The organism is Ochrobactrum sp. BTU2, from assembly GCF_024539785.1.
Classification (GTDB): domain Bacteria; phylum Pseudomonadota; class Alphaproteobacteria; order Rhizobiales; family Rhizobiaceae; genus Brucella; species Brucella anthropi.
The window spans coordinates 39969-57977 of record NZ_JAHWRG010000013.1 but is presented as its reverse complement, the minus strand read 5'-3'; the positions used below and the strand labels follow the sequence as shown (position 1 = coordinate 57977).

Here is an 18009-nt window from a genome sequence, read left to right as displayed (position 1 = left end):
GCTATTTATCGACCCTGCGCGTGATCGGCTTCCACTTCTTCGGGTTCGTAACAAAGGTGGCGTCATTATCGATACGAACACGGCGCTGACCGATAAACAGTTCGTCATGCGTGCCCTTGGCGCGAACTTCGCTGGAAGAAATCAGAAGCGACTTAATCAGGCCAGCTTCAACCAGACGCCGGTACTCGATCATGCCCGCATAATCTCGCCGCAAGAGATTGAGATTGATCTGTAACGCTTCCTCGGCCTGTCTGCGTCCTTCTGACCAGCCTTCCGCCATATACTTATCCCAGACGGCGCGTTCTTCCTTATCGACGGGCAAAAATTGCTCGTCGGGTTCGGTCGCTTTGTCGAGCGGCATCACAAGGTAGTCGCGCCAGGTCGGAATAACACCGACAATGCGGCCCGGCTTTTCAATCCGGTAATACTCGTCCGCTGCCACGCTTTCGCGCCCGCCTTTGGTGATTGTGAGCGCTTCGGTGGCGCGTGTCACAACGGGCGGCACGACATAGCCTGCCTCACGCGGAGCGGTGTAAACGACTGCGCTGAAATTGAACTCTTCGGAAAGCTGTGGCGATTTGCGCTCCAGCTCGGCCATGATTTCATATGCGCGCCGTTCAAAGCCCGCCTGCGCGGCGTAGGATATGGCTGCATCACGCAAAATCTCAACCCGCGCCCGCTCCACGCCAGCGCCGGGGTTTCCACTCCGGGTACGTTTGGCAAACTGTTCATAGGTCGCCGGGACGTAGCTTGCGCCGGTCAACTTGTCTGGGCCGCCGATAAGAGGCGGCGGCGCATCTATGTCTGTCTTAGTGGTTGTGCAGCCGGCAATCGTCATGGACGCCAGAACAAAGGAAACCGTCAACCGCATTAATACAGCCTCGTATCGTCAATATGGGCAACCGGGCTGCGCTCCGGACGCTTGTAGCGCACGGTAATGCTCTTGTGCCTCTGGTCGATGGTGATCCGGACAAGGCCATGCGCCTGCAACAAGCCTTCTTCCATAATGCCGTAAGCTGTGTCGTTGTGACGATTGACGGCCACAAGGGCAGGCGCTCCGGGGCGTTCTCCATACTTGCGAACGCTGTAGCCGATTTTCGCCGCCGTCGATTTGATAAGGTCTTCAACAGGTCCGTTAAAGATCGCGCTCATGGGCATCATAAGAGCGCCAGACGGCGGTTCTTTGTGAACGAGAGTTATTACCCCAACGGGTCTTTGATTGAATGCGGACTTCTCTAGATAAACGAATTTCTTTTCTTCATCTATGTCAGTAATACTTTTATCGACCATCAATCCAACATCTTTTGTATGGAAATTAGTCGTTTGTGCGCAGCCAGCGAGCAATAGCGCCCCCGTTGCAACAATAATCCGCATCCGATTATCTCCCTCGTTGCAGGAGATTAATCACAGTTTCCAATATATTACAATCTGGATTTTCTGGCTAAATCAGACTTCTATCTCATTCCCACGACTTTGAGACAGACTTTGGCTTTGCCCGAGGCTATAGGCGCTTGAATGGAGGTCGATGCTCTGTTCGGCAGATTTAACATGCTTAACCTGTGTTGCAAGCTCTGAGGCAATCGCCGGATCGATCGTTGCGGCAACTCGATTAAACCGCTCGCTTTCGGTTGGGCTTGTCTCGAACCTTCCAAATCGTTCGGTGAAGGCCGACATGAACTCTCCGATTTCCCGGCGTGCCTGCTTGCCTTCGTCACTGTTCAATAGCTGCTCCTTGTTCGCACCAACGTCATTGAACTTCTCAATGAAATTGGTAGCGCCCTGCGACAGTCCCGGTAATCCGGTCTGCATTTGCTGCCTGAACAATGTCTCCTTCTGGGTAACATCCTGCGTGACGTTCTCATAGCGGGATGCGAAATGCCTCATGGCACTTACCGCTGCTGGAATAGCAGCGATTGCAGCGGCGCGCTCTTCATTCGGTCGTCCAAGGAAATTGCGCTTGCCGTGCATGTCTCCGATCTGCTCCGGATTCTTCTGCATCATCGCAAGCGTGTCATGAACATTGACGCCATTACGAACGTCATTGATGAACAGCTTCGCAATTGCCCCCGCGTCTGTGTAACACTGCGCTAGATCTTTCTGCATGTAATTCGCGGCTTTCACAGTTTCCGGGTGGCTGGCCGCGATCCGCGAAACAGTCTTTGCAATATCTTCATTGAATACCGGCATTGCTGGAACCAACTCCTTGTCAGGGGTTCTCCATAGAGAGACAGATTTTTCATAAGCCGCCTCGATGCGATTATCCTTACTTTCGCTATGCATAAGCTTGGCGACTTCGAGTTGATTAACGGCAAAGCTTGCACGGGCAAGACTGTGCAGGGCAGGCCAATCGCTTTCAATCTTTTGCTGATCCGCTGCGGAGAACTGCGATAGCGCAGGGGCAAGTTTCTCAGCATTAAACTTTTGTCCCGCCGCAAGGATCGTAGTCGGTCCCATCACGTCTTTAAGGCCCGCCATAAATGTTCGAACCTCTCGTGAGTGACTTCCATCGACGAACGCGTTCTGGCTGGTATTTATCACTTCCTTGCGTGATCTATCGGTGTCCATGCGTTCGGCATGTTCAAACGTGTGCTGCAATCTGGCAACGACTTGGCGAACGTTGTCCGGCATGACGGGATAAACGCGCAATGTCTGTGCCGGTACTGGCGATGTAACCGGCGACGGCTTTACCGGCGACCTGACAGATTGAGCCCTTTGTTCGGGCGTTGACTGAATTTCTTGCGACGGGAATAGACGCTGACGAACAGACCGCAAACGCTCGGTTACTTGCTCAAGTCTGCCTTTCCAATGATTGACTGTTCGCTCGACTGCCGCTTTCCAGTCTGACGGCGTACCAAGATCGCGCCGCTCCATAAAGCCACGCAATGCATCCGCATAGTCCTGCGTATGGCGATGAAGGAATGAAACGTCCTTCTGCCGATCATTGGACAACCGATTGAAAAAATCAGCACGATCCTTGAACGCATCCGGACTGGTGATCAGGCGAACATTGTCTCGATGACGGGTCAAGGCAACATAGCTCAACTGAGCGTCCATCATACTCGTTGCATAAATAAAGGCATCGTCAACGGTCTTGCCCTGCGACTTATGAATGGTCTGGGCATATCCATGCGTGAACGAATTATAGCGCGCCGTATCGATACTGACCGTTTTACCATAATCGACTTCAACTGAAAGAGAACGGGTTTTCTGATTGAATTCGGTGATGAAGCCGATCGAGCCGTTTTTCAAACCCGTTTCATAATCACCCTCAAGGAATATGATCTTGTCGCCAATCGCAAACGATTTGGTTCCCTTGCTCGTCGTTAGAGAAAACTCGTCTTGTAAACCGCCTGCATCTTTCAAAAGCGAACGCGCATATTGATTGAGCGCTTCCACATCGTCATTGCGATGTGTGAGGATAATTACATCGTTGCCCGCGTTCCAGCTTTGCCCCCATTCTTGGACAATCTGCTTTCGAGCATCAACACCCTTGGCGCTGATCTGAATATTACCAAGCGCTTCATGACGCTCAAGCGCCTGCCGCGTTTCGCCTCTTGCCAAATGCAATGAAGCTGCAACATGCTCCGGATTGCGTTGACGAATGATCCCCGTAAGTTCGCGATAACCGACATTCTCCGCAATACCCCGGAATGCAGCACCTGACATGATTGGTTGAAGCTGACGATGATCGCCTACGATAATAAGCTTGGCACCGGCCTTTTCGACATGTTCAACAATGGTACGCATTTGCTGCGACGAAACCATGCCAGCTTCGTCCAGCACGAATACATCACCGGCTTGAAGGTTACGCTTATCTCTTTCCCAATTCACCTCCCATGAGCGAATTGTCCGGCTATTGATCCCGCTGGATTCACGAAGCCCGTCAACAGCAACACCAGCCAGGGCAGCGCCGAATACCCGCGCTCCATTGGCTTCATATGCCTGTCGCACGACATTCATTACTGTTGACTTACCAGCACCCGCGTAGCCAACAACCGTTGCAATACCTTGAGCTTGCGTAACGTACCGAATAACCGCCTTCTGTTCGTCCGAAAGAGAAAAGCCCTTGTCTTTTTCAAACGAATTAATTGAAGCCTGAACGCGCTTTTCAGGAACATAGAACGTGTCTTGCCCGTGAAGCTTCTCGGCGTTCTCAAGAATGCTGTATTCGTTTTCAAAGACGGCCCGCGTGGTATAAGTAGCAGGCGTAATCTCTTTATCCGAAACAGGATCATAAACAGGGGCGGCGAGTGCGATTAGATTATCTGATGCGCCAATGCGAAGTATGACGCTTTGATAATCTGCCCGGTTATCCGTGTACTTAAACACCTCCCGCGCTATGTCCCGATCATTGAAGACGGATTTCTGAGCCGTAATTTTATCGAGAATAATTTCCGGATTATCCAGTACAGCTTGACGATTGATCGACTGGACTTCGTTGTTGCGCTCGATGCGATCTGATTGACCACCATTGGCAGCTATTGCATTGGCACCGACACCAATATGGGTAGTAGGTACAAGTGCTATTCCTTGCTCTTCGTAGGAACGATGGTCAACACGTACATCATGACCGTGCATGGCTAAATGATGGTTTTGAACATTGGCCCATGCCTCACGAATGCCCGGAAGATCGAGCTTGCTTATACCGAAAAGGGAATACTGAAGCTTGCCGTTCTTGTCCCGACTGATATTCCCTTCGTTATCAAGAACTGGCTTCATGACCGGTCCAAAACCGTTCTCAGCAAGCGGCCTCGTCTGAACCATTATATGGACATGCGGATTTTCCGGGACGGCATGATAAGACCAGTCAGCCACCAAACCGCGTGAAGTCAGTTTGTCCGAAACAAACTGTCGAACAAGATCAATGTTCTGGTCACTGGTCAGTTCGATGGGCAAGGCAAGCACTATTTCATTGGCTAACCGCGAATTGATACGAGTATTATGATGCTCGACCTGCGACCAGAATTTTTGCGAAGACTGATTGCCCGGCAACTCCAATAGCTCCCTGACCCATTTTGGCGATCCATCGGGAATAGCAATCTCAGAATGGATGACGGCAGGCTTGTTGCTATAGGAGTGATATTGGCCGGTGGATTCATTGATCAGGTTCGCGGCACGGCGATAGGCGACAGCCGCGACGGCACTTTGCCCCCGCGCTACACTGAACTCCTTTACACTCAGATGATAAATCGCCATGGCGTAAGCACTACCATAAAGAAGTTTTGATAAAAACTTCTAAGTGCGCCCTTAGAGAACTTTCGTTCGCTTCGCTCTCGGTTCTCCGGGACTGGTGCTGTGGATCAATCATCGGTATTAACAACAAATGTCGAACCCCCATCGGCGGATTAGCTATGAGCAGGGCTTTCGCGCTTCATGGTGTAATGTCTTCCGCCGGGGTTATCGAACGATACACACCTAGATCTTACCGTGTTAATAGCAGCCGGATATTCGCTATTGAGTTGAAATTCATTTGAATAAGGCTTCATCCGATTTAACAATATCGTCCGCGCTGCGCGAGGTCTTATCTGCAATAAATGACACACGGACCAGAGCCGAACTAACGTGACTCACTTACGCCAATCGCATAGTGTGGGAATAATCAGACGCATCGAGCGTCTTATTATTCGACCTACGCTATTCCTACAGCGCTATTTGAGTTGCGCGGAATAGCTTCGGTATCAGTGCCATTTCCTGATACCATTATGAGCAGGGTAAGCCCTTTCTCATAATACAAATCGCATCGAACGATTTCTATTATCTACCTCCGCCAGCCCTACGGCGCTATTTAGGTTGCGCGGGCTGTCTCCGGTTATCAGCGCCTTTTTCTGCATTCTTGCGCATGTTTCTTGCGTCGAAAAGAGATAGCCATTACAAGATTAAACGTAACTTCTAATATCTTAGAAATGGAAAGGAACACATTTCATGGCGCGTCCTAAAGGCACAAAATCGGTCTCACAGATTGAAGCTGAAATTGCCGCTCTCCAAGCGCAGCTTCAAGAGGCAACAGCGGCTCAAGCGCAAAAGATTGGCGAACTGGCAATAGAATGCGGGTTGCTTGATGTTCCAACCGCTGAACTCAAGAAAGCGTTTCAGGAATTGGCAAAACGATTTCGCGACAGCGCCGATAAGTGATCTCGGTCGGCTTAGAAACCGACTGCGTAATCTGAAAGGTAAGCTTGCAATGCTGAAAAAATCTGACCGCGCTAAGGATGCGCATGAGAAAATCCAGTTGGGCGGGCTTGCCGTTAAAGCCGGGCTAAGAAATGCCGATAAGGCGTTTCTTCTCGGTGTTCTGATCACGGCAGCAAGGCAGCAAGACGATAGCGCATATGTCCACGAAATGACCGCGATTGGCAAAGAGGCGTTCAAGAATGATTGAAAAGGAACCGCGTCCGTCTTGGTCGGCATATACATTTATCGGCATCACTTTGGCGGTGCTTTCGGTACTGGCCTTTGTCTTCGGCTACCTTTTACGTGATTGGCCTATGAGCAGTTCAAGGCTTTCGTTTCGTGAAAGCCTGACCTGCTACTTGCATCTCTATCCTTCTCGCTGTGTCGATCTGATCGCCTCTCATGGAGGATTTGCGCCAGCTAAAATGCTAAGTTACCAGATAACAATTGCATCGCCACTGGTGGCGCTTCTGTTGCTCGGGGGCTTTGTAATATGGTTTCATTATATGCGTGTGAAACCGATAGACATTCTCAGCGGCTTGACCGTTGGCCGTTTGCCGGATCTTCTCGACGCTGCCAGATACGAACAGAAAACTAGCAAGTATCCTGCGGTATCAGGCATCCATATGTTTGACGGCTGGCACGTGTCTTTGCCGCGTGAAACGCGCCACTTCAATATCATTGGCGCTCCCGGTGGCGGTAAAACCATAATCATGTCGCGCATGATTCATGCTGCTGTTGAGCGGAATGACAAAGTTATTATCTTCGATCAAAAGGGCGATTACACCAAAATCGTTCCACCCAATATTGTCGGTGCCATGGGTTATGAACCGACAATTCTAAGTCCCACTGATGACCGTTCGGCAGTCTGGGATATTGCAAGGGATTTGGTTGTTTCACAGGAAGCAATTGAGCTTGCCAATCGTCTTGTACCTCAAGCGGCCAATCGATTTTTCTCTGACAGTGCGCGGGCAGTGCTGGCGGTTTGCATCATTAAACTAATGGCGACCAATCCGGGTAAATGGACATGGGCTGACCTTCTGGACGAGACCAGAAAGGACAATGAAACACTTCTGGCGACGGCATTAAAGTACAGCCGTGGTACAAATCTCTTCCTTGAAGCTGATTTCAAACAGGTCATGTCCACGCGATCCACACTTGAAGCGCATATGGGAATGCTGGATATGCTGGCGACCGCATGGCCGTCTTATGAGGGAAAGAAACTGTTCTCGATCCGCGAATGGTTGAAGGACGAAGTTAAATTCGGAACCGTCATTATCAAGCATGATGGTCAGTTTTCCGCGCTGTCAGACGCTTGGATTTCCTCTATTTACGCGATTGCGATCAATACCGTTACTGACAGCAAATCGCTAAACGATGACGATTTGCGGCGCATATGGTTCTTCATGGATGAATGGGCGCAACTCCCGCACATCAACCAGTTTCAGACCTTTGTTACCGTTGGCCGGTCCAAGGGTATTTGCGTTGTTCTTGGGTTGCAAGATGCCGCTCAGGTATCAGAGAAATATGGTCAGGACGCGCTAAAGACGCTCATGGCGAGCGTGGGCACGACGATAATTGTGCAAGTAAACCATGGCGAAACGGCGCTGACGTTAGAACGCTATTTCGGAAAAACCAGTTATCTTGAATGGAAGCGCAAACCTCTTGGAACTATGGGCGGTTTGCAATGGGTCGATAACCGCGTGGAAGAAGCGCCGTTTCGCTCTACTGAATTTAGCACCCTGCTCGGAACCGATAAGCACGGCGTTAGATGCTTGGTATCTGGTGTGGGCGAGCATTTATATAAGGTCGTCGTACCGCTTGAAGCCTCATTCACTGATAAGGCACGCGATCCGGCAATACCGGCTGAATGGACGACGACATTCAAGGTTGACGGCAAGTTCGCGACCGATGAAGAAATTGCCGCCTATATCCATGGCGTTAAAAGTCGCCAGAAAGCAGATATGAAATCGGGCGATTAATCGGTTCGTTCCGGAGATTGGAAAGACGCCTAACGGCGTCTTATTATCATCCGGGGGGTTGCGAGAATGGTTACATGCATGGTGCGGGTTTGCACCCGTTTCATGTCGTCTCGCTCGCGTTGCGTGATGATGACGCGATACGTGTCATCTGTCAGGCGAGCAATTTCATACTGAATATGCCTGCTGTGGCCGCTCCACCAACCGCGCTCTAGAAGAGCCGAGATATGGCATTTGTTGCTGGCTGTCAGGTGCCGACCTTCGATAAGACGGATTGCGTAATTTGCCTTTTCAGCGTCTTCCATTTTCTGCGCTCCATTAATCGCCCCATTGGGCGAGACCTCTTCCCTTTGATCGGGGAAGCAACAGCTTTTCCCGGTCATAGGGGGGAGGGCGCAGCCCGATCCCCGGCCAAAAGGCGGTCTGTGAAGGGGTCGGGGCAAAACAAAACGGAAGGTTCGGGCGTAAGCTTGAAAGCCGTTTTTTTTGACGCGACAAGCGGCTCGCCGCGCTTGCCCCTTCACTGATCGTCTTTTCGATGGCAGGGGGGCGGTATCAGGCTTGTATGCTTTGGCATTCCATTTTCGCGGCTGGTGCATAGCGCCAGGCGCGACTATGGCCGTGTTATTTCTGTCTCGTCTTTAGTCTCGCAGCCAAATTGGTTCGCGGTCAGGGTCGGGGGGAATGGCGGAAGATCGCAGCCTTTCGGCTGCGATCTTCCGGTTTGCCTGTTTAGGTTTTGTCGGCTTTGCTGACGCTCGTTTGATAGCTGATCTCGACTTTCGCGATGAACGGAAGCGAGAGTGTGACGGAAAATTTAAACTGGCCCGCACGGGTCAGTTTCGAGATTTGCCGGTTGATAAACTGGCGCTAGCGGCGTCCGGTCTTCTGGCAAAATGCGATGAGTGTTTTCATGGTGCTTGTCCTCCTGAAAGTGGTTGTGCGCAATCGCGTAGCTCGAATACGGCAGTAGCGGACGCGCGCACCGCTTGCGGTCGAAACGTAGCGTAGCGGAGTGGAGAACCCCGAAGGGGTTGCGCGTATAAGGCCGCGGATGCCGTATCGTGCGAAGCGATTAGATTGCGCATGGCCACTTTCAGGAAAAGAGGACAAGCACCATGAAAACACGGAGGTACAGGCCACGGACGCCTCGCCAGTTTATCAACCGGCAAATCTCGACCGAACGAAGTTCGGTTTCCGTCACACTCTCGCTGGAGTGGAGCTGGATCAGCAAACGACCGTTGACGCCGACAAAACCTAAACAGGCTAACTGGATGAGCCGCTTGCGGGGCATCCACCATTCCGGGGGGAGGAGCGCGAGGAACCGGGGACCGGGGGGTTCCTCGTACCGTTCGGTGCCCGCTCGATGCGGGCGCCGGACGGTTTGGGGTTTAGGCCATAGCCCGATTATGCGCGGATAGCTCGCGCCACCATATCGGGAGCTTGTTCAATTACCTTCAAGAACAGCATTGCGGCGCGATCTGGTTGCCGCCGTTTTTGCTCCCAATCCTTGATTGTGCCAGCGGGCAGGCCGTACCGCTTTGCAAATTCGGCCTGCGATAGTTTCAAGCGTTTACGGATCGCCGCAACGTCAATGCTTTCAGGGACGAAAACGGCTGCGGGTTCTGCTCGCCTTTGTGCGATTGCCAGCGCTTCATTTGCACTCTGGATAAGCTCTTTTCCAAAGGTCATGCCTTATCCCTTCACCACCTTTATGATCAGGCTGCGGATAATGCGCGTTCGACCGCTTCGGGTTCTTTATCGATGATGGTAAGCAACAATCTTGACGGTCCATCGATGTTAGATCGGCCTTGTTCCCAATCCCGTACCCGACCAAATGAGAAACCATATCGGGCCGCAAACTCCCTTTGCGAAAGGCCGGTCTTGCGGCGAATAGACTTCACATCAACCGATGGCGGGATATGAACCACAAAATCCGCCGCATCGGCTTCCCCCTTCGCAAATGCCAATGCTTCCTTTGCACCCTGCAAGATGCGTGAACCTGCTTTGCTCATATCAATGTCTCCTGCTCTTGATTTGCCTCGCTGCCGAGTGCTTGCGCCACTCGCCGGGCAACGCTGTCAGCAGTTTGCGGAGTTCGTTCCGTTCTGCTTGTGATAGGTTCGCTTGCGTGTCCTTGCTGTAAATATCCAGCAAGAACACCGGCATGTTTTCGTCGGCATAAAAGGTAATAATTCTATAGCCGCCGCTTTTGCCTTTACCTTTTCCGCCAAATCTCAATTTCCTAGCGCCGCCGGTTCCCGGCATAATATCGCCTGCATCCGGGTTTGCCGCGATGAACGAAACAATGTCTTTTAGCTCCTGATCCGAGACGTTTTCATCCTTGGCAGATGCCAGATAAGCCGGGGTTTCGATGACTGTTTGCATAAATTATATATACCGAAATTCCGCACGTTGGTCAATGAAAAAGTGCGGACATTCCGCACTTGTTGACTTAGGTCCTGATGCAAAGTGATGGTGGCTTGATAAAATGTTCCGGGCTAAAGCGTTATCGCATTCTTGCAGACAATAACGCCTTTCTCCGTGATAGCGGCATTCTTGGAATCGCAGACCTTTTCAGTCTTATGCGGCTGCGCCGTCTGGGTTCGGTCTGCGGCGCATCCTGATAGCGCGATGAAAGCAATCAATGCACCGGATATGACAATCTTGTTCATGAAAATGTCTCCTTCCGGATAAATTCGGCAAGCTGCGGAGGCGAAAACTTTCCGCCCCATCTTGATTTTACAAGCTGCGCTGCATCGATTTTGGCTAATTCAAGCGTGGCCTGATCAGAGCGAGCATCATCAATTCTGTCCAGTAGTACTTTTCCAGCAACTTCAATTTTCTCTTTTAGCTCCTGCCACGTCTCAACAGTGTAGCCTTGTGACCGAAGGTCATGGATCATGAGATTCATTTTCGAATTAGACGTGTATTGCTCTATGACATCATCTTCGCTACTGGTTGCATAGGTAGTGTCCCATGCTGTGTAGTGTTCCACGATACGATTGCCGTACTCGTCTTTGCCGTAGGATGGCTCTATCACACATGTTTTCATAATCGTTGTTTCCCTGAATTGCTGCTTTCCTGCTGTCGATGGCAGTTTATGCCGGTTTTGACAGCGCCATTTGTCTTTTGTTTCGGAGCGCATCACGGCGCACAATAAAGCGATATCCGTCCCATTCGTGCCAGCGTTCCCAACCTGACGGGGTTGCCCGACCATACCAGACCCGGACTTTGACGCGATCCGCGTCAACGTCCTCGACAATCTCAACGGTAAAAGAGCCGCCAAGCCCGGAATCTGTGTCGTAAACTTCAACGCTTGACCGGCGATTGTTGCCAAATTCGTTCATGGCCGTACCTCCTAGAAAAACGCCAGTTGTTCGGCGGGGCGGGCGGGGGCGGTGACGTGATTTGCGGCGATACGCTGGATTTCCCTTTCGCGGTGTTCTCGCGCTTCTGCAAACTCGAAACAGGCGATTTCGCAGATGATACTTGTATCTTTCCATTCATTTTTGAAAATCGACGTATCAACGCCAGCGCCGGATTCCATGACAAGGCCGGTCAGTTTCTCGAACTCGACGCCACGGCCATTTGTGCGGCGTTCGTAATAGGGGCGTCCGGAATACTGGAAGCTTGCCGATTGCTGCGGAATGATAAAGGTTCCGTAGTCGGCCATTTGCGATGCTATATCGATCACGTGAAATTCAAAATCGGGGCCGTGATAACGGGGGCCGTTTTCCGTGCGACGAACGCGGCCAAAAGGCGGGTTTCCTATGGCCCAATCAAAAGTCTTTCCGCCTAGATCATCGTGCCACCATTCGCGCCAGTCGAAAACATCGGCGCAAATCCAATGGGCATCCGGTACGAGTTTTTTCCCGATTTCGACATATCGCGGGTTGCGTTCGATACAAGTCACCGAGGCGGGTTCGGTTGCCCAACGGCTGCGGGCAATCGTGAAGTAGGACAAAACGCCAATGCCCGCGCAAAGATCGATGACGCGGCCTTGTCCTGCATCGATGGCAAAATCAGCGGCCATATCGTAGGGCGTGAAAAAGGCACCTGCATGAGCATTGTTGAAGTCAGCGCCTTCATGCCAGTTGTTGAAAACAAACTCGCGCTCATCTTCGGTGAGACGATCTTTCGACAAAATGCGTTCTGCCTCCGCATGTGCCTTGCGCTGCGCTCTGGTCAGTTTTGCCATATCGAAGGTTCCTTTTGCCAGTGGGCGAAGCCGCGCCCTTTGTCGGGTAATGCCTTGTGCATTAACCGCGGCAGAGGGGGCGGGCGCAGACCGCCCCCAGACAGTGTGATTTTCAGTCAAGGATTGCAGACGGAAGAAAAACGGAAGGTTCGGGCGCAGCCTGAAAGCCGTTTTTGTTCCGGCTGCAACGCTTTGCGCTTGTCCATTGACGGAAAATTGCACTGGCGATAGGGGCAAAAGAAAAGGAAAAACCAGCCAGATTGATAATCTGGCTTCCTTATCTAAAATGCGGCTATGAGCAATGAGAAGATCGTATGTCTAGAATGCGGTAGACATTTGCGCACATTGACCCGTCATATCAATGCTGCACATGGACTGACACCTCAAGCGTACAAGGCAAAATGGGCTTTGCCCGAACATACGCTGATGCAGGCTTTAGATTTGGAGCTGGTTCACCGCTCCACTGCCAAGAACAACGGCCTTGCAAATAAGGGCTTGCACGCACAGCGTATCAAGCGGGAAGAAGCGGAGAAGGCCGGTCGTATCAACCGGAACAAACGTCATGACCAGAAGGTCAGCTATGATCTTTTGAGACGGATGGTTCGACTAGGTGTCAGCGTTGACCGTGTTGCCAGCCATTACGGTATCTCGCGCATGACGGTTTACAATGCCATGCGATGGACGGAAAAATAACAGGTCAAACCGCTTGCACTTGCGCTGTAGATAGCGAAAAGCCCGCCGTTCTGGCGGGCTTTTTTGCTAACTGGCGCTTATGGGCGGTTCCAGATGATGGCGAACACGTCCGGGTCGTCCTGGCCTGCGGCTTGCCCGAGATTGGCGATGATGCGATGCGGCAGTTCGGGGGTGTCGATGGTGACGGAGACGTATTCGCTTCCGCTCTGCTGCCCTTTCTTGATCCATGCGGCTCCAACTTCCGAGCGGTTGGACAGGATGCGGAAATCAGGGGCTTTTTCGCTCGTGCGTTCGATCGGAACAAAGGTGACGGGTGCGTTGAGTGTAAGAGTGCGCAGATGGCCTTCGTAAGAGCCGTTTTCCTTGCGGGTGACGTAACCGATGGTAGCCATGTTCTTTCTCCTTGATCGAGGGCCAATTCCCTTCGTGCAAATCGGTAAGACTGCCGTAAAAGCGCGGGGCGCAAGGTTCGGTTAAGTCAATTTTGGAGCGTAAGCGGGCGCGAGGAAGGCCGTCTGGCCGGGGAAAATTGACGTTGCGTAACCGCATAACCGTGGCCTTGCGACACGCGCGCGGCGGTCCAGATTTTGCGTTCGAAGGGATTGTAGCCGGCCTTGATCTCTTTGGAGAAAAACGAGGCTGCGCTACCGGCTCAACCGCAAGGAAAACGGCTCGTGCGAAGGTTTGGGGCTGATATCGTCAACGCTCCTGTTGCTTTGTTCCCGCGCAAGGTGCCGGGTTGACCGCTGATTTCCGCATCCCGTCCAATCTGGCGGAGTTAACCAGTCTGGTAACGGGAATTTGGCATTTGCGGCGAGGATGAGTACACTTTGCGCATGGATAACTCCGAACTTGCAGATGCTTTCAGGAATGCACTGATCGAGCTTGCGAACCGCGAAGGGATCGAAGCGGCTTTGCAATCTGCGGCGCTCACGCTGAGCTATTACTATAACAGCCAGCCAGCGGGCTTTTCGCGCAACAGCGGCCCGGTTCTGTTTGCGCCGGACAGTTCCGCCAACGATTAGAAGCCTTTTCATTAAAGGAAGACACGCTCGGTTACGTTTGACCAAGCGCAAAGCAACGCTGCGCCTGGTCAAACGGAGACGGGGCCCATTTGACTATTTTATCCACATTTCGGCTTGCCAGTTGACACCGGCACGCATGAGAACATAATAGGAACATCTTCACAGAAATGGAATGTATTCCTGCGCGCTATGTGCGCCGGAGTGGGTTCGTTCGTCCTTGTAAACGGAGCAACAATGCGCAAGCCAGAGACCATTGAGCGGGTCTATATGGATTTCGACGGTTTTTTCGCTTCCGTTGAAATGCTGGCAGACAAGCGGCTGCGTGGTCGTCCGGTTGGCGTTGTGCCGTTTGAAGGGACAACGCGCACGTCAATTATCGCTTGTTCGCGTGAGGCAAAGATACGTGGCGTCAAGAATGTGATGCCGGTCGATGAAGCAAGGCGGCTGTGTCCGGACATAGTTCTGGTGCCGCAAAAGCCTGACCTTTATCGACGGGCGCATAATGCCTTGTTGTCGGAAATAGAAGCCGTCATTCCCATTGATACGGCAAAATCCATCGACGAGCTGACGTGTCGGCTTGATGAAAATGCCCGCGCAGACCCCGAAGGGCTGGCCCGCAATGTCAAGGATGCAATCTTCGAGCTGGTAGGGCCATGGATCACATGCAGCATGGGATTTGCAGCCAACCGCCAGCTTGCCAAGATGGCCTGCAAGGCAAGCAAGCGTAGCTACGCGGGCGGCTATGGCAATGGCGTGGCGATCTGGCGTCCCGAAGCGATGCCCGCGCCACTGATGGCCGTGAATATGGAAGATATTCCCGGCGTCGGCGGCAATATGGCAAAGCGGCTTTATCGGGCTGGCATTTTCACGACTGAACAGCTTTACGCAATTCAGCCAAAACACATGCGCAAGCTGTGGGGCAACGTAACCGGCGAGCGCATGTGGTATGCGCTGCATGGCTACGATATTCAGGCTCCCGCGTCCAAGCGGGGCATGTTCGGTCATGGCCGCGTTCTTCCACCAGACAGCCGGACGATAAGCGGCGCATCGGAAATCACTCGCCTGCTTTTGACAAAAGCGGCGCGGCGGATGCGCCGTGAAAATTTCTATGCGTCGGGTCTTTGGCTTTGGCTATCGATCCGGGACGGGTCTTGGATGGGCAAGCGGCAATTGCCGGTCGTCAATGACGACCAAGCCATATTGTCAGCGCTGGCGGAACTTTGGGCCGAGGTCGCAAAGACCTATCCGCGTGGGCTGACAATCTTCCGGGTTGGTGTAACGCTTTACGATCTTTCCGACGCCAGCGAACGCCAGTTGGACTTGCTGAACAATGATGATCGTCAACGGCGTCGATGGGAATCCGCATCGATGGCGATAGATCGTCTGAACACGCGCTATGCCGGTACGGTGGTGAGCGTTGGCGAATGGCGACCGCCGAAAGGCGGTCATGCAGGAGGAAAGATCAGCTTTACCCGTATTCCTTCAGCGGAAGATTTTTGGTGACATTATGGGATGGAAACAACAACTGCGCGCAAGCGACTTGAGCGATACGGACAAGCTTGAAGCACGATGCCGCATTTGCGGGCATGTGCATTATCTGACGCGTGAGATCCTATGCACCGATGCCGAAGCAAGCCAGCGTTATATTGACGAGGTGGAAGCACAATCGACATGCCGTGCACGGGGCTGCAAGGGCCGGGTACGTCTGGCGAAAGTGCGGCTCGATGAAATGAGCGGTTTTGTCGGTGGATTGGCATAGGCGCTATCGTCACGTGTCCCCCTTTATCTCGAAAATATCGGCATTGTCGGCAGCCTCGCGAAGCCCCTTGAACGAAGCGTGGCGCAACTTGCCATCGTCTGTCCAAGCCCGATATTCGATTTCAGCGATGTATTCGGGCCGGGCGAACACCGCATTTTTGCGTTTGAGTGCAACGGGCGGTTTTGTGACCGGAATAGCTTCCAGGCGCATTTTCAGGTCGCGGGCCATTTTATGGCTGAAACCGGTTCCGACGCCACCGACATAAACAAGGCTTTTGCCTTTGCGCGCTCCAAGCAAAAGCCGGGAAATTGCGCCGCGCATCGTCGTGGACGGCTCAAAGCCGACAATGACGAAGCTGTCGCTCTGGATGCATTTGATTTTCTGCCATTCGCCATGTCTCCCCGGTCTGTAAGGGCTATCAAGCCTTTTGGCGATAATGCCCTCCAGATCATGTGCGCATGCGATTTTGAAAAATGCCTCTCCATCGGCTTCCATTGTCTCGGAAAAGCGGATGACCGGCGAGGGTCTTGCGCTAAGCAGACTGGCGAGCTTTGCGCGCCGCTCGCGCAAGGGCATGCCTGTCAGATCGCGCCCGTCCAGATAGAGAAGATCGAAGACGTAAAAGAGGGATTCAGCGGCAAAGCGCTTGCCGCCACGGCCACCAAGCGCCCGTTGCAAGGCTCCGAAATCAGACCGCCCGCTATCATCAAGTACAACAGCCTCACCATCAAGGATCATTGAAGCGTGGCCGAGATCCAGAGCGGCTTGCGCGATGTGGTTGAATCGGGGCGTCCAGTCATGACCCCCACGGGTCAGGACACGCAGGCGGTTCGGCTCAACGTGGATCGCAAGACGATAGCCATCCCATTTGACCTCAAAACCCCAATCTGGCCCTTTTGGCGGGCGTGGAACCAACAGCGCCAGACACGGCTCTATGCGTTCCGGCATTGGGTCGAAAACGGTTTGCGAAGATTTAATTGAACGCGCCATACTGCATAAACGTGCCAGACGTGTTTTTGTGTCATCGCACGAAAAAATGGCATGATTGCAAAAGCGATCGTTACCCGCATGGGCCGAGACGGCTTGCTGGCTCGGTGAGCAAAGCGAATAGAGCGCGGTCGCGACAGCGGTTTGTCCTGAATTATATTCTGCTTGGTTTGAATAGCTTAAAAGATGGGAACGAAACCATGAGCGAAGAACAGAAAATACGCGGGCCGCGCAAACTTGGCGATTATCCCGACCGCGATATTCACTGCCAAGAGGCTCTGGAAGATGCCTTTATAGCGCTGACAGATCGTGGCGTGGATGCGGGATGGGTCCAAATCGAAGTGCTTCAAGCGCTCCACGAGTTAGCCAAAAACCACTTGATGCGCGATTTTGCGACAGAAGTTGACGAAGACAATATTGCGACTGTCATTCGCTCGATGCGCCATGATAAAAATGACTAGCGAAGCAACGAAGATTGCGCGTTAGGATAAGACTGAAAGAATTGGAGAACCTTTTGAAACCGTGTACGAATTTTATTGCTCTGACCGCTCTTGCGATGACTGTTTCTGCATGTTCCACGACTTCAAGCAGTGACGTGAATACAGTTACGACAAAGGAAGTGAAGACGGTACAATTCAAAGGCTCGGACGTACAAGTTTCTTGGGACAGGACAGCAAAGACGGAAGCCACGCTAACTTACAACGATGAATTGTCGATTTGGAGTAATGACGCGGAAAAATTGATTTCAACGGCCACCGGCTGCAAGGCAGATTCCGGCGTCATTCACTATCCGAAGGCCCGAAAGGGATTCCAAGCAATTACTATGCCGATTAACTGCCAATAAATGGCCGCTCCAGGTATCGACAACGAAAAGGAAACAACCATGAAAACCGTTCTCATGGCGTCTGCGGCGCTGATTATTGTGTCCAACCCGGCCCTTGCTCAAGGATTCACCACGAATGAGCCTGCTCAGTTGACCGAGGGGCAAAAATCCATCGTGGAGCTTGTGTCAGAAGGCTTTGAAATTAAAGGAACGGTCGGACCGCTTATCATTCTGCAGGATGATAAGTCCCTGTTTGGTTGCTCGGCAGCACGTACCGGCCCAGCTGATATAAAGACGGGTGTAATCCCTGCGCAAAAAATTCCATGCGTTCCGATTAAATAAGAATAAAAGCAGCGGCCTACGGGCCGCTT

24 protein-coding genes are annotated in these 18009 nt (G+C 52.3%); 10 read left to right on the top strand and 14 right to left on the bottom strand.

Annotation, left to right across the window (positions count from 1 at the left end):
• Position 1: 1 nt before the first annotated feature.
• The 3 genes from KWJ32_RS23485 to traA all read right to left on the bottom strand — a co-directional run bounded on the left by KWJ32_RS23485 (position 2) and on the right by traA (position 5196).
• A complete protein-coding gene (locus KWJ32_RS23485) occupies positions 2-871 on the bottom strand; it encodes a type IV secretory system conjugative DNA transfer family protein (protein ID WP_125302320.1) in 870 nt (289 codons plus the stop codon).
• Positions 871-1374 (bottom strand): DotD/TraH family lipoprotein, encoded by a 504-nt coding sequence (locus KWJ32_RS23480; RefSeq protein ID WP_038595071.1) that lies wholly within the window; start codon positions 1372-1374, stop codon positions 871-873. The genes KWJ32_RS23485 and KWJ32_RS23480 overlap by 1 nt, the downstream gene beginning before the upstream one ends.
• A 72-nt stretch (positions 1375-1446) precedes the next feature.
• Positions 1447-5196, bottom strand: coding sequence for a Ti-type conjugative transfer relaxase TraA (traA, locus tag KWJ32_RS23475; RefSeq protein ID WP_256886315.1), 3750 nt, complete (start codon positions 5194-5196; stop codon positions 1447-1449).
• Between the two features lie 726 nt (positions 5197-5922).
• Here traA and KWJ32_RS23470 point away from each other — a divergent pair.
• The 3 genes from KWJ32_RS23470 to KWJ32_RS23460 are packed head-to-tail and all read left to right on the top strand — an operon-like array spanning position 5923 to position 8153.
• Entirely contained in the window at positions 5923-6132 is a 210-nt protein-coding gene (locus KWJ32_RS23470) for a TraC family protein (RefSeq protein WP_038595237.1), read from the top strand.
• A gap of 49 nt (positions 6133-6181) precedes the next feature.
• On the top strand, positions 6182-6379 hold the full coding sequence (traD, locus tag KWJ32_RS23465) for a conjugal transfer protein TraD (RefSeq protein ID WP_109989678.1): 198 nt from the start codon (positions 6182-6184) through the stop codon (positions 6377-6379).
• Positions 6372-8153, top strand: coding sequence for a type IV secretion system DNA-binding domain-containing protein (locus KWJ32_RS23460; RefSeq protein ID WP_256886314.1), 1782 nt, complete (start codon positions 6372-6374; stop codon positions 8151-8153). The genes traD and KWJ32_RS23460 overlap by 8 nt, the downstream gene beginning before the upstream one ends.
• A 29-nt stretch (positions 8154-8182) precedes the next feature.
• On the opposite strand, the gene KWJ32_RS23455 is transcribed toward KWJ32_RS23460, so the two are convergent.
• Positions 8183-8455 (bottom strand): hypothetical protein, encoded by a 273-nt coding sequence (locus tag KWJ32_RS23455; protein WP_256886313.1) that lies wholly within the window; start codon positions 8453-8455, stop codon positions 8183-8185.
• Between the two features lie 379 nt (positions 8456-8834).
• Between KWJ32_RS23455 and KWJ32_RS23450 the strand changes: the two genes are divergently transcribed.
• Entirely contained in the window at positions 8835-9161 is a 327-nt protein-coding gene (locus KWJ32_RS23450) for a hypothetical protein (RefSeq protein ID WP_256886312.1), read from the top strand.
• Positions 9162-9246: 85 nt separating this feature from the next.
• Here the strand turns inward: KWJ32_RS23450 and KWJ32_RS23445 are convergent, their stop codons facing one another.
• The 8 genes from KWJ32_RS23445 to KWJ32_RS23410 form a co-directional block, all read right to left on the bottom strand.
• Positions 9247-9444, bottom strand: coding sequence for a hypothetical protein (locus KWJ32_RS23445; protein WP_256886311.1), 198 nt, complete (start codon positions 9442-9444; stop codon positions 9247-9249).
• A 113-nt stretch (positions 9445-9557) separates the two neighbouring features.
• Positions 9558-9842: a NadS family protein gene (gene nadS, locus KWJ32_RS23440; protein WP_038595057.1), complete on the bottom strand. Its 285-nt coding sequence runs from the start codon at positions 9840-9842 to the stop codon at positions 9558-9560.
• 26 nt (positions 9843-9868) lie between these two features.
• Complete coding sequence (locus KWJ32_RS23435; RefSeq protein ID WP_038595055.1) at positions 9869-10165, bottom strand: helix-turn-helix domain-containing protein; 297 nt, start codon at positions 10163-10165, stop codon at positions 9869-9871.
• Between the two features lies 1 nt (position 10166).
• Positions 10167-10538 (bottom strand): type II toxin-antitoxin system RelE/ParE family toxin, encoded by a 372-nt coding sequence (locus KWJ32_RS23430; RefSeq protein ID WP_256886310.1) that lies wholly within the window; start codon positions 10536-10538, stop codon positions 10167-10169.
• A gap of 113 nt (positions 10539-10651) precedes the next feature.
• On the bottom strand, positions 10652-10825 hold the full coding sequence (locus KWJ32_RS23425; RefSeq protein WP_182512192.1) for a hypothetical protein: 174 nt from the start codon (positions 10823-10825) through the stop codon (positions 10652-10654).
• The gene (locus KWJ32_RS23420) at positions 10822-11205 is read right to left on the bottom strand and encodes a hypothetical protein (protein ID WP_256886309.1); all 384 of its coding nucleotides are present in this window, start codon (positions 11203-11205) and stop codon (positions 10822-10824) included. The genes KWJ32_RS23425 and KWJ32_RS23420 overlap by 4 nt, the downstream gene beginning before the upstream one ends.
• 46 nt (positions 11206-11251) lie before the next feature.
• Positions 11252-11500: a hypothetical protein gene (locus tag KWJ32_RS23415; RefSeq protein WP_256886308.1), complete on the bottom strand. Its 249-nt coding sequence runs from the start codon at positions 11498-11500 to the stop codon at positions 11252-11254.
• Between the two features lie 11 nt (positions 11501-11511).
• Positions 11512-12351, bottom strand: coding sequence for a methyltransferase (locus KWJ32_RS23410; RefSeq protein ID WP_256886307.1), 840 nt, complete (start codon positions 12349-12351; stop codon positions 11512-11514).
• Positions 12352-12645: 294 nt separating this feature from the next.
• Between KWJ32_RS23410 and KWJ32_RS23405 the strand changes: the two genes are divergently transcribed.
• The gene (locus KWJ32_RS23405) at positions 12646-13044 is read left to right on the top strand and encodes a MucR family transcriptional regulator (RefSeq protein ID WP_171380672.1); all 399 of its coding nucleotides are present in this window, start codon (positions 12646-12648) and stop codon (positions 13042-13044) included.
• A 77-nt stretch (positions 13045-13121) separates the two neighbouring features.
• Here KWJ32_RS23405 and KWJ32_RS23400 read toward each other — a convergent pair whose 3' ends face one another.
• Entirely contained in the window at positions 13122-13436 is a 315-nt protein-coding gene (locus KWJ32_RS23400; protein WP_038595044.1) for a DUF736 domain-containing protein, read from the bottom strand.
• 444 nt (positions 13437-13880) lie between these two features.
• Between KWJ32_RS23400 and KWJ32_RS23395 the strand changes: the two genes are divergently transcribed.
• The 3 genes from KWJ32_RS23395 (at position 13881) to KWJ32_RS23385 (ending at position 15828) form a co-directional block, all read left to right on the top strand.
• Entirely contained in the window at positions 13881-14069 is a 189-nt protein-coding gene (locus KWJ32_RS23395) for a hypothetical protein (protein WP_256886306.1), read from the top strand.
• A 234-nt stretch (positions 14070-14303) separates the two neighbouring features.
• Entirely contained in the window at positions 14304-15572 is a 1269-nt protein-coding gene (locus KWJ32_RS23390; protein ID WP_256886305.1) for a type VI secretion protein ImpB, read from the top strand.
• Positions 15573-15576: 4 nt separating this feature from the next.
• The gene (locus tag KWJ32_RS23385; protein WP_109989690.1) at positions 15577-15828 is read left to right on the top strand and encodes a hypothetical protein; all 252 of its coding nucleotides are present in this window, start codon (positions 15577-15579) and stop codon (positions 15826-15828) included.
• Positions 15829-15837: 9 nt separating this feature from the next.
• Here KWJ32_RS23385 and ligD read toward each other — a convergent pair whose 3' ends face one another.
• The gene (ligD, locus tag KWJ32_RS23380) at positions 15838-16818 is read right to left on the bottom strand and encodes a non-homologous end-joining DNA ligase (protein ID WP_139975401.1); all 981 of its coding nucleotides are present in this window, start codon (positions 16816-16818) and stop codon (positions 15838-15840) included.
• A 197-nt stretch (positions 16819-17015) separates the two neighbouring features.
• Between ligD and KWJ32_RS23375 the strand changes: the two genes are divergently transcribed.
• On the top strand, positions 17016-17276 hold the full coding sequence (locus KWJ32_RS23375; RefSeq protein WP_235824466.1) for a hypothetical protein: 261 nt from the start codon (positions 17016-17018) through the stop codon (positions 17274-17276).
• 422 nt (positions 17277-17698) lie between these two features.
• Complete coding sequence (locus KWJ32_RS23370; protein ID WP_125302287.1) at positions 17699-17980, top strand: hypothetical protein; 282 nt, start codon at positions 17699-17701, stop codon at positions 17978-17980.
• Positions 17981-18009: the final 29 nt, after the last annotated feature.

Bases quoted from the DNA above. Each gene is read 5' to 3' on its own strand.
- KWJ32_RS23470 (WP_038595237.1), top strand. From the start codon at position 5,923: ATGGCGCGTCCTAAAGGCACAAAATCGGTCTCACAGATTGAAGCTGAA.
- KWJ32_RS23390 (WP_256886305.1), top strand. From the start codon at position 14,304: ATGCGCAAGCCAGAGACCATTGAGCGGGTCTATATGGATTTCGACGGT.
- ligD (WP_139975401.1), bottom strand. From the start codon at position 16,818: ATGGCGCGTTCAATTAAATCTTCGCAAACCGTTTTCGACCCAATGCCG.
- KWJ32_RS23420 (WP_256886309.1), bottom strand. From the start codon at position 11,205: ATGAAAACATGTGTGATAGAGCCATCCTACGGCAAAGACGAGTACGGC.
- traD (WP_109989678.1), top strand. From the start codon at position 6,182: ATGCTGAAAAAATCTGACCGCGCTAAGGATGCGCATGAGAAAATCCAG.
- KWJ32_RS23430 (WP_256886310.1), bottom strand. From the start codon at position 10,538: ATGCAAACAGTCATCGAAACCCCGGCTTATCTGGCATCTGCCAAGGAT.
- KWJ32_RS23450 (WP_256886312.1), top strand. From the start codon at position 8,835: ATGGCGGAAGATCGCAGCCTTTCGGCTGCGATCTTCCGGTTTGCCTGT.
- KWJ32_RS23435 (WP_038595055.1), bottom strand. From the start codon at position 10,165: ATGAGCAAAGCAGGTTCACGCATCTTGCAGGGTGCAAAGGAAGCATTG.
- KWJ32_RS23385 (WP_109989690.1), top strand. From the start codon at position 15,577: ATGGGATGGAAACAACAACTGCGCGCAAGCGACTTGAGCGATACGGAC.
- nadS (WP_038595057.1), bottom strand. From the start codon at position 9,842: ATGACCTTTGGAAAAGAGCTTATCCAGAGTGCAAATGAAGCGCTGGCA.
- KWJ32_RS23405 (WP_171380672.1), top strand. From the start codon at position 12,646: ATGAGCAATGAGAAGATCGTATGTCTAGAATGCGGTAGACATTTGCGC.
- traA (WP_256886315.1), bottom strand. From the start codon at position 5,196: ATGGCGATTTATCATCTGAGTGTAAAGGAGTTCAGTGTAGCGCGGGGG.
- KWJ32_RS23375 (WP_235824466.1), top strand. From the start codon at position 17,016: ATGAGCGAAGAACAGAAAATACGCGGGCCGCGCAAACTTGGCGATTAT.
- KWJ32_RS23455 (WP_256886313.1), bottom strand. From the start codon at position 8,455: ATGGAAGACGCTGAAAAGGCAAATTACGCAATCCGTCTTATCGAAGGT.
- KWJ32_RS23410 (WP_256886307.1), bottom strand. From the start codon at position 12,351: ATGGCAAAACTGACCAGAGCGCAGCGCAAGGCACATGCGGAGGCAGAA.
- KWJ32_RS23415 (WP_256886308.1), bottom strand. From the start codon at position 11,500: ATGAACGAATTTGGCAACAATCGCCGGTCAAGCGTTGAAGTTTACGAC.
- KWJ32_RS23485 (WP_125302320.1), bottom strand. From the start codon at position 871: ATGCGGTTGACGGTTTCCTTTGTTCTGGCGTCCATGACGATTGCCGGC.
- KWJ32_RS23460 (WP_256886314.1), top strand. From the start codon at position 6,372: ATGATTGAAAAGGAACCGCGTCCGTCTTGGTCGGCATATACATTTATC.
- KWJ32_RS23425 (WP_182512192.1), bottom strand. From the start codon at position 10,825: ATGAACAAGATTGTCATATCCGGTGCATTGATTGCTTTCATCGCGCTA.
- KWJ32_RS23395 (WP_256886306.1), top strand. From the start codon at position 13,881: ATGGATAACTCCGAACTTGCAGATGCTTTCAGGAATGCACTGATCGAG.
- KWJ32_RS23400 (WP_038595044.1), bottom strand. From the start codon at position 13,436: ATGGCTACCATCGGTTACGTCACCCGCAAGGAAAACGGCTCTTACGAA.
- KWJ32_RS23370 (WP_125302287.1), top strand. From the start codon at position 17,699: ATGAAAACCGTTCTCATGGCGTCTGCGGCGCTGATTATTGTGTCCAAC.
- KWJ32_RS23480 (WP_038595071.1), bottom strand. From the start codon at position 1,374: ATGCGGATTATTGTTGCAACGGGGGCGCTATTGCTCGCTGGCTGCGCA.
- KWJ32_RS23445 (WP_256886311.1), bottom strand. From the start codon at position 9,444: ATGCCCCGCAAGCGGCTCATCCAGTTAGCCTGTTTAGGTTTTGTCGGC.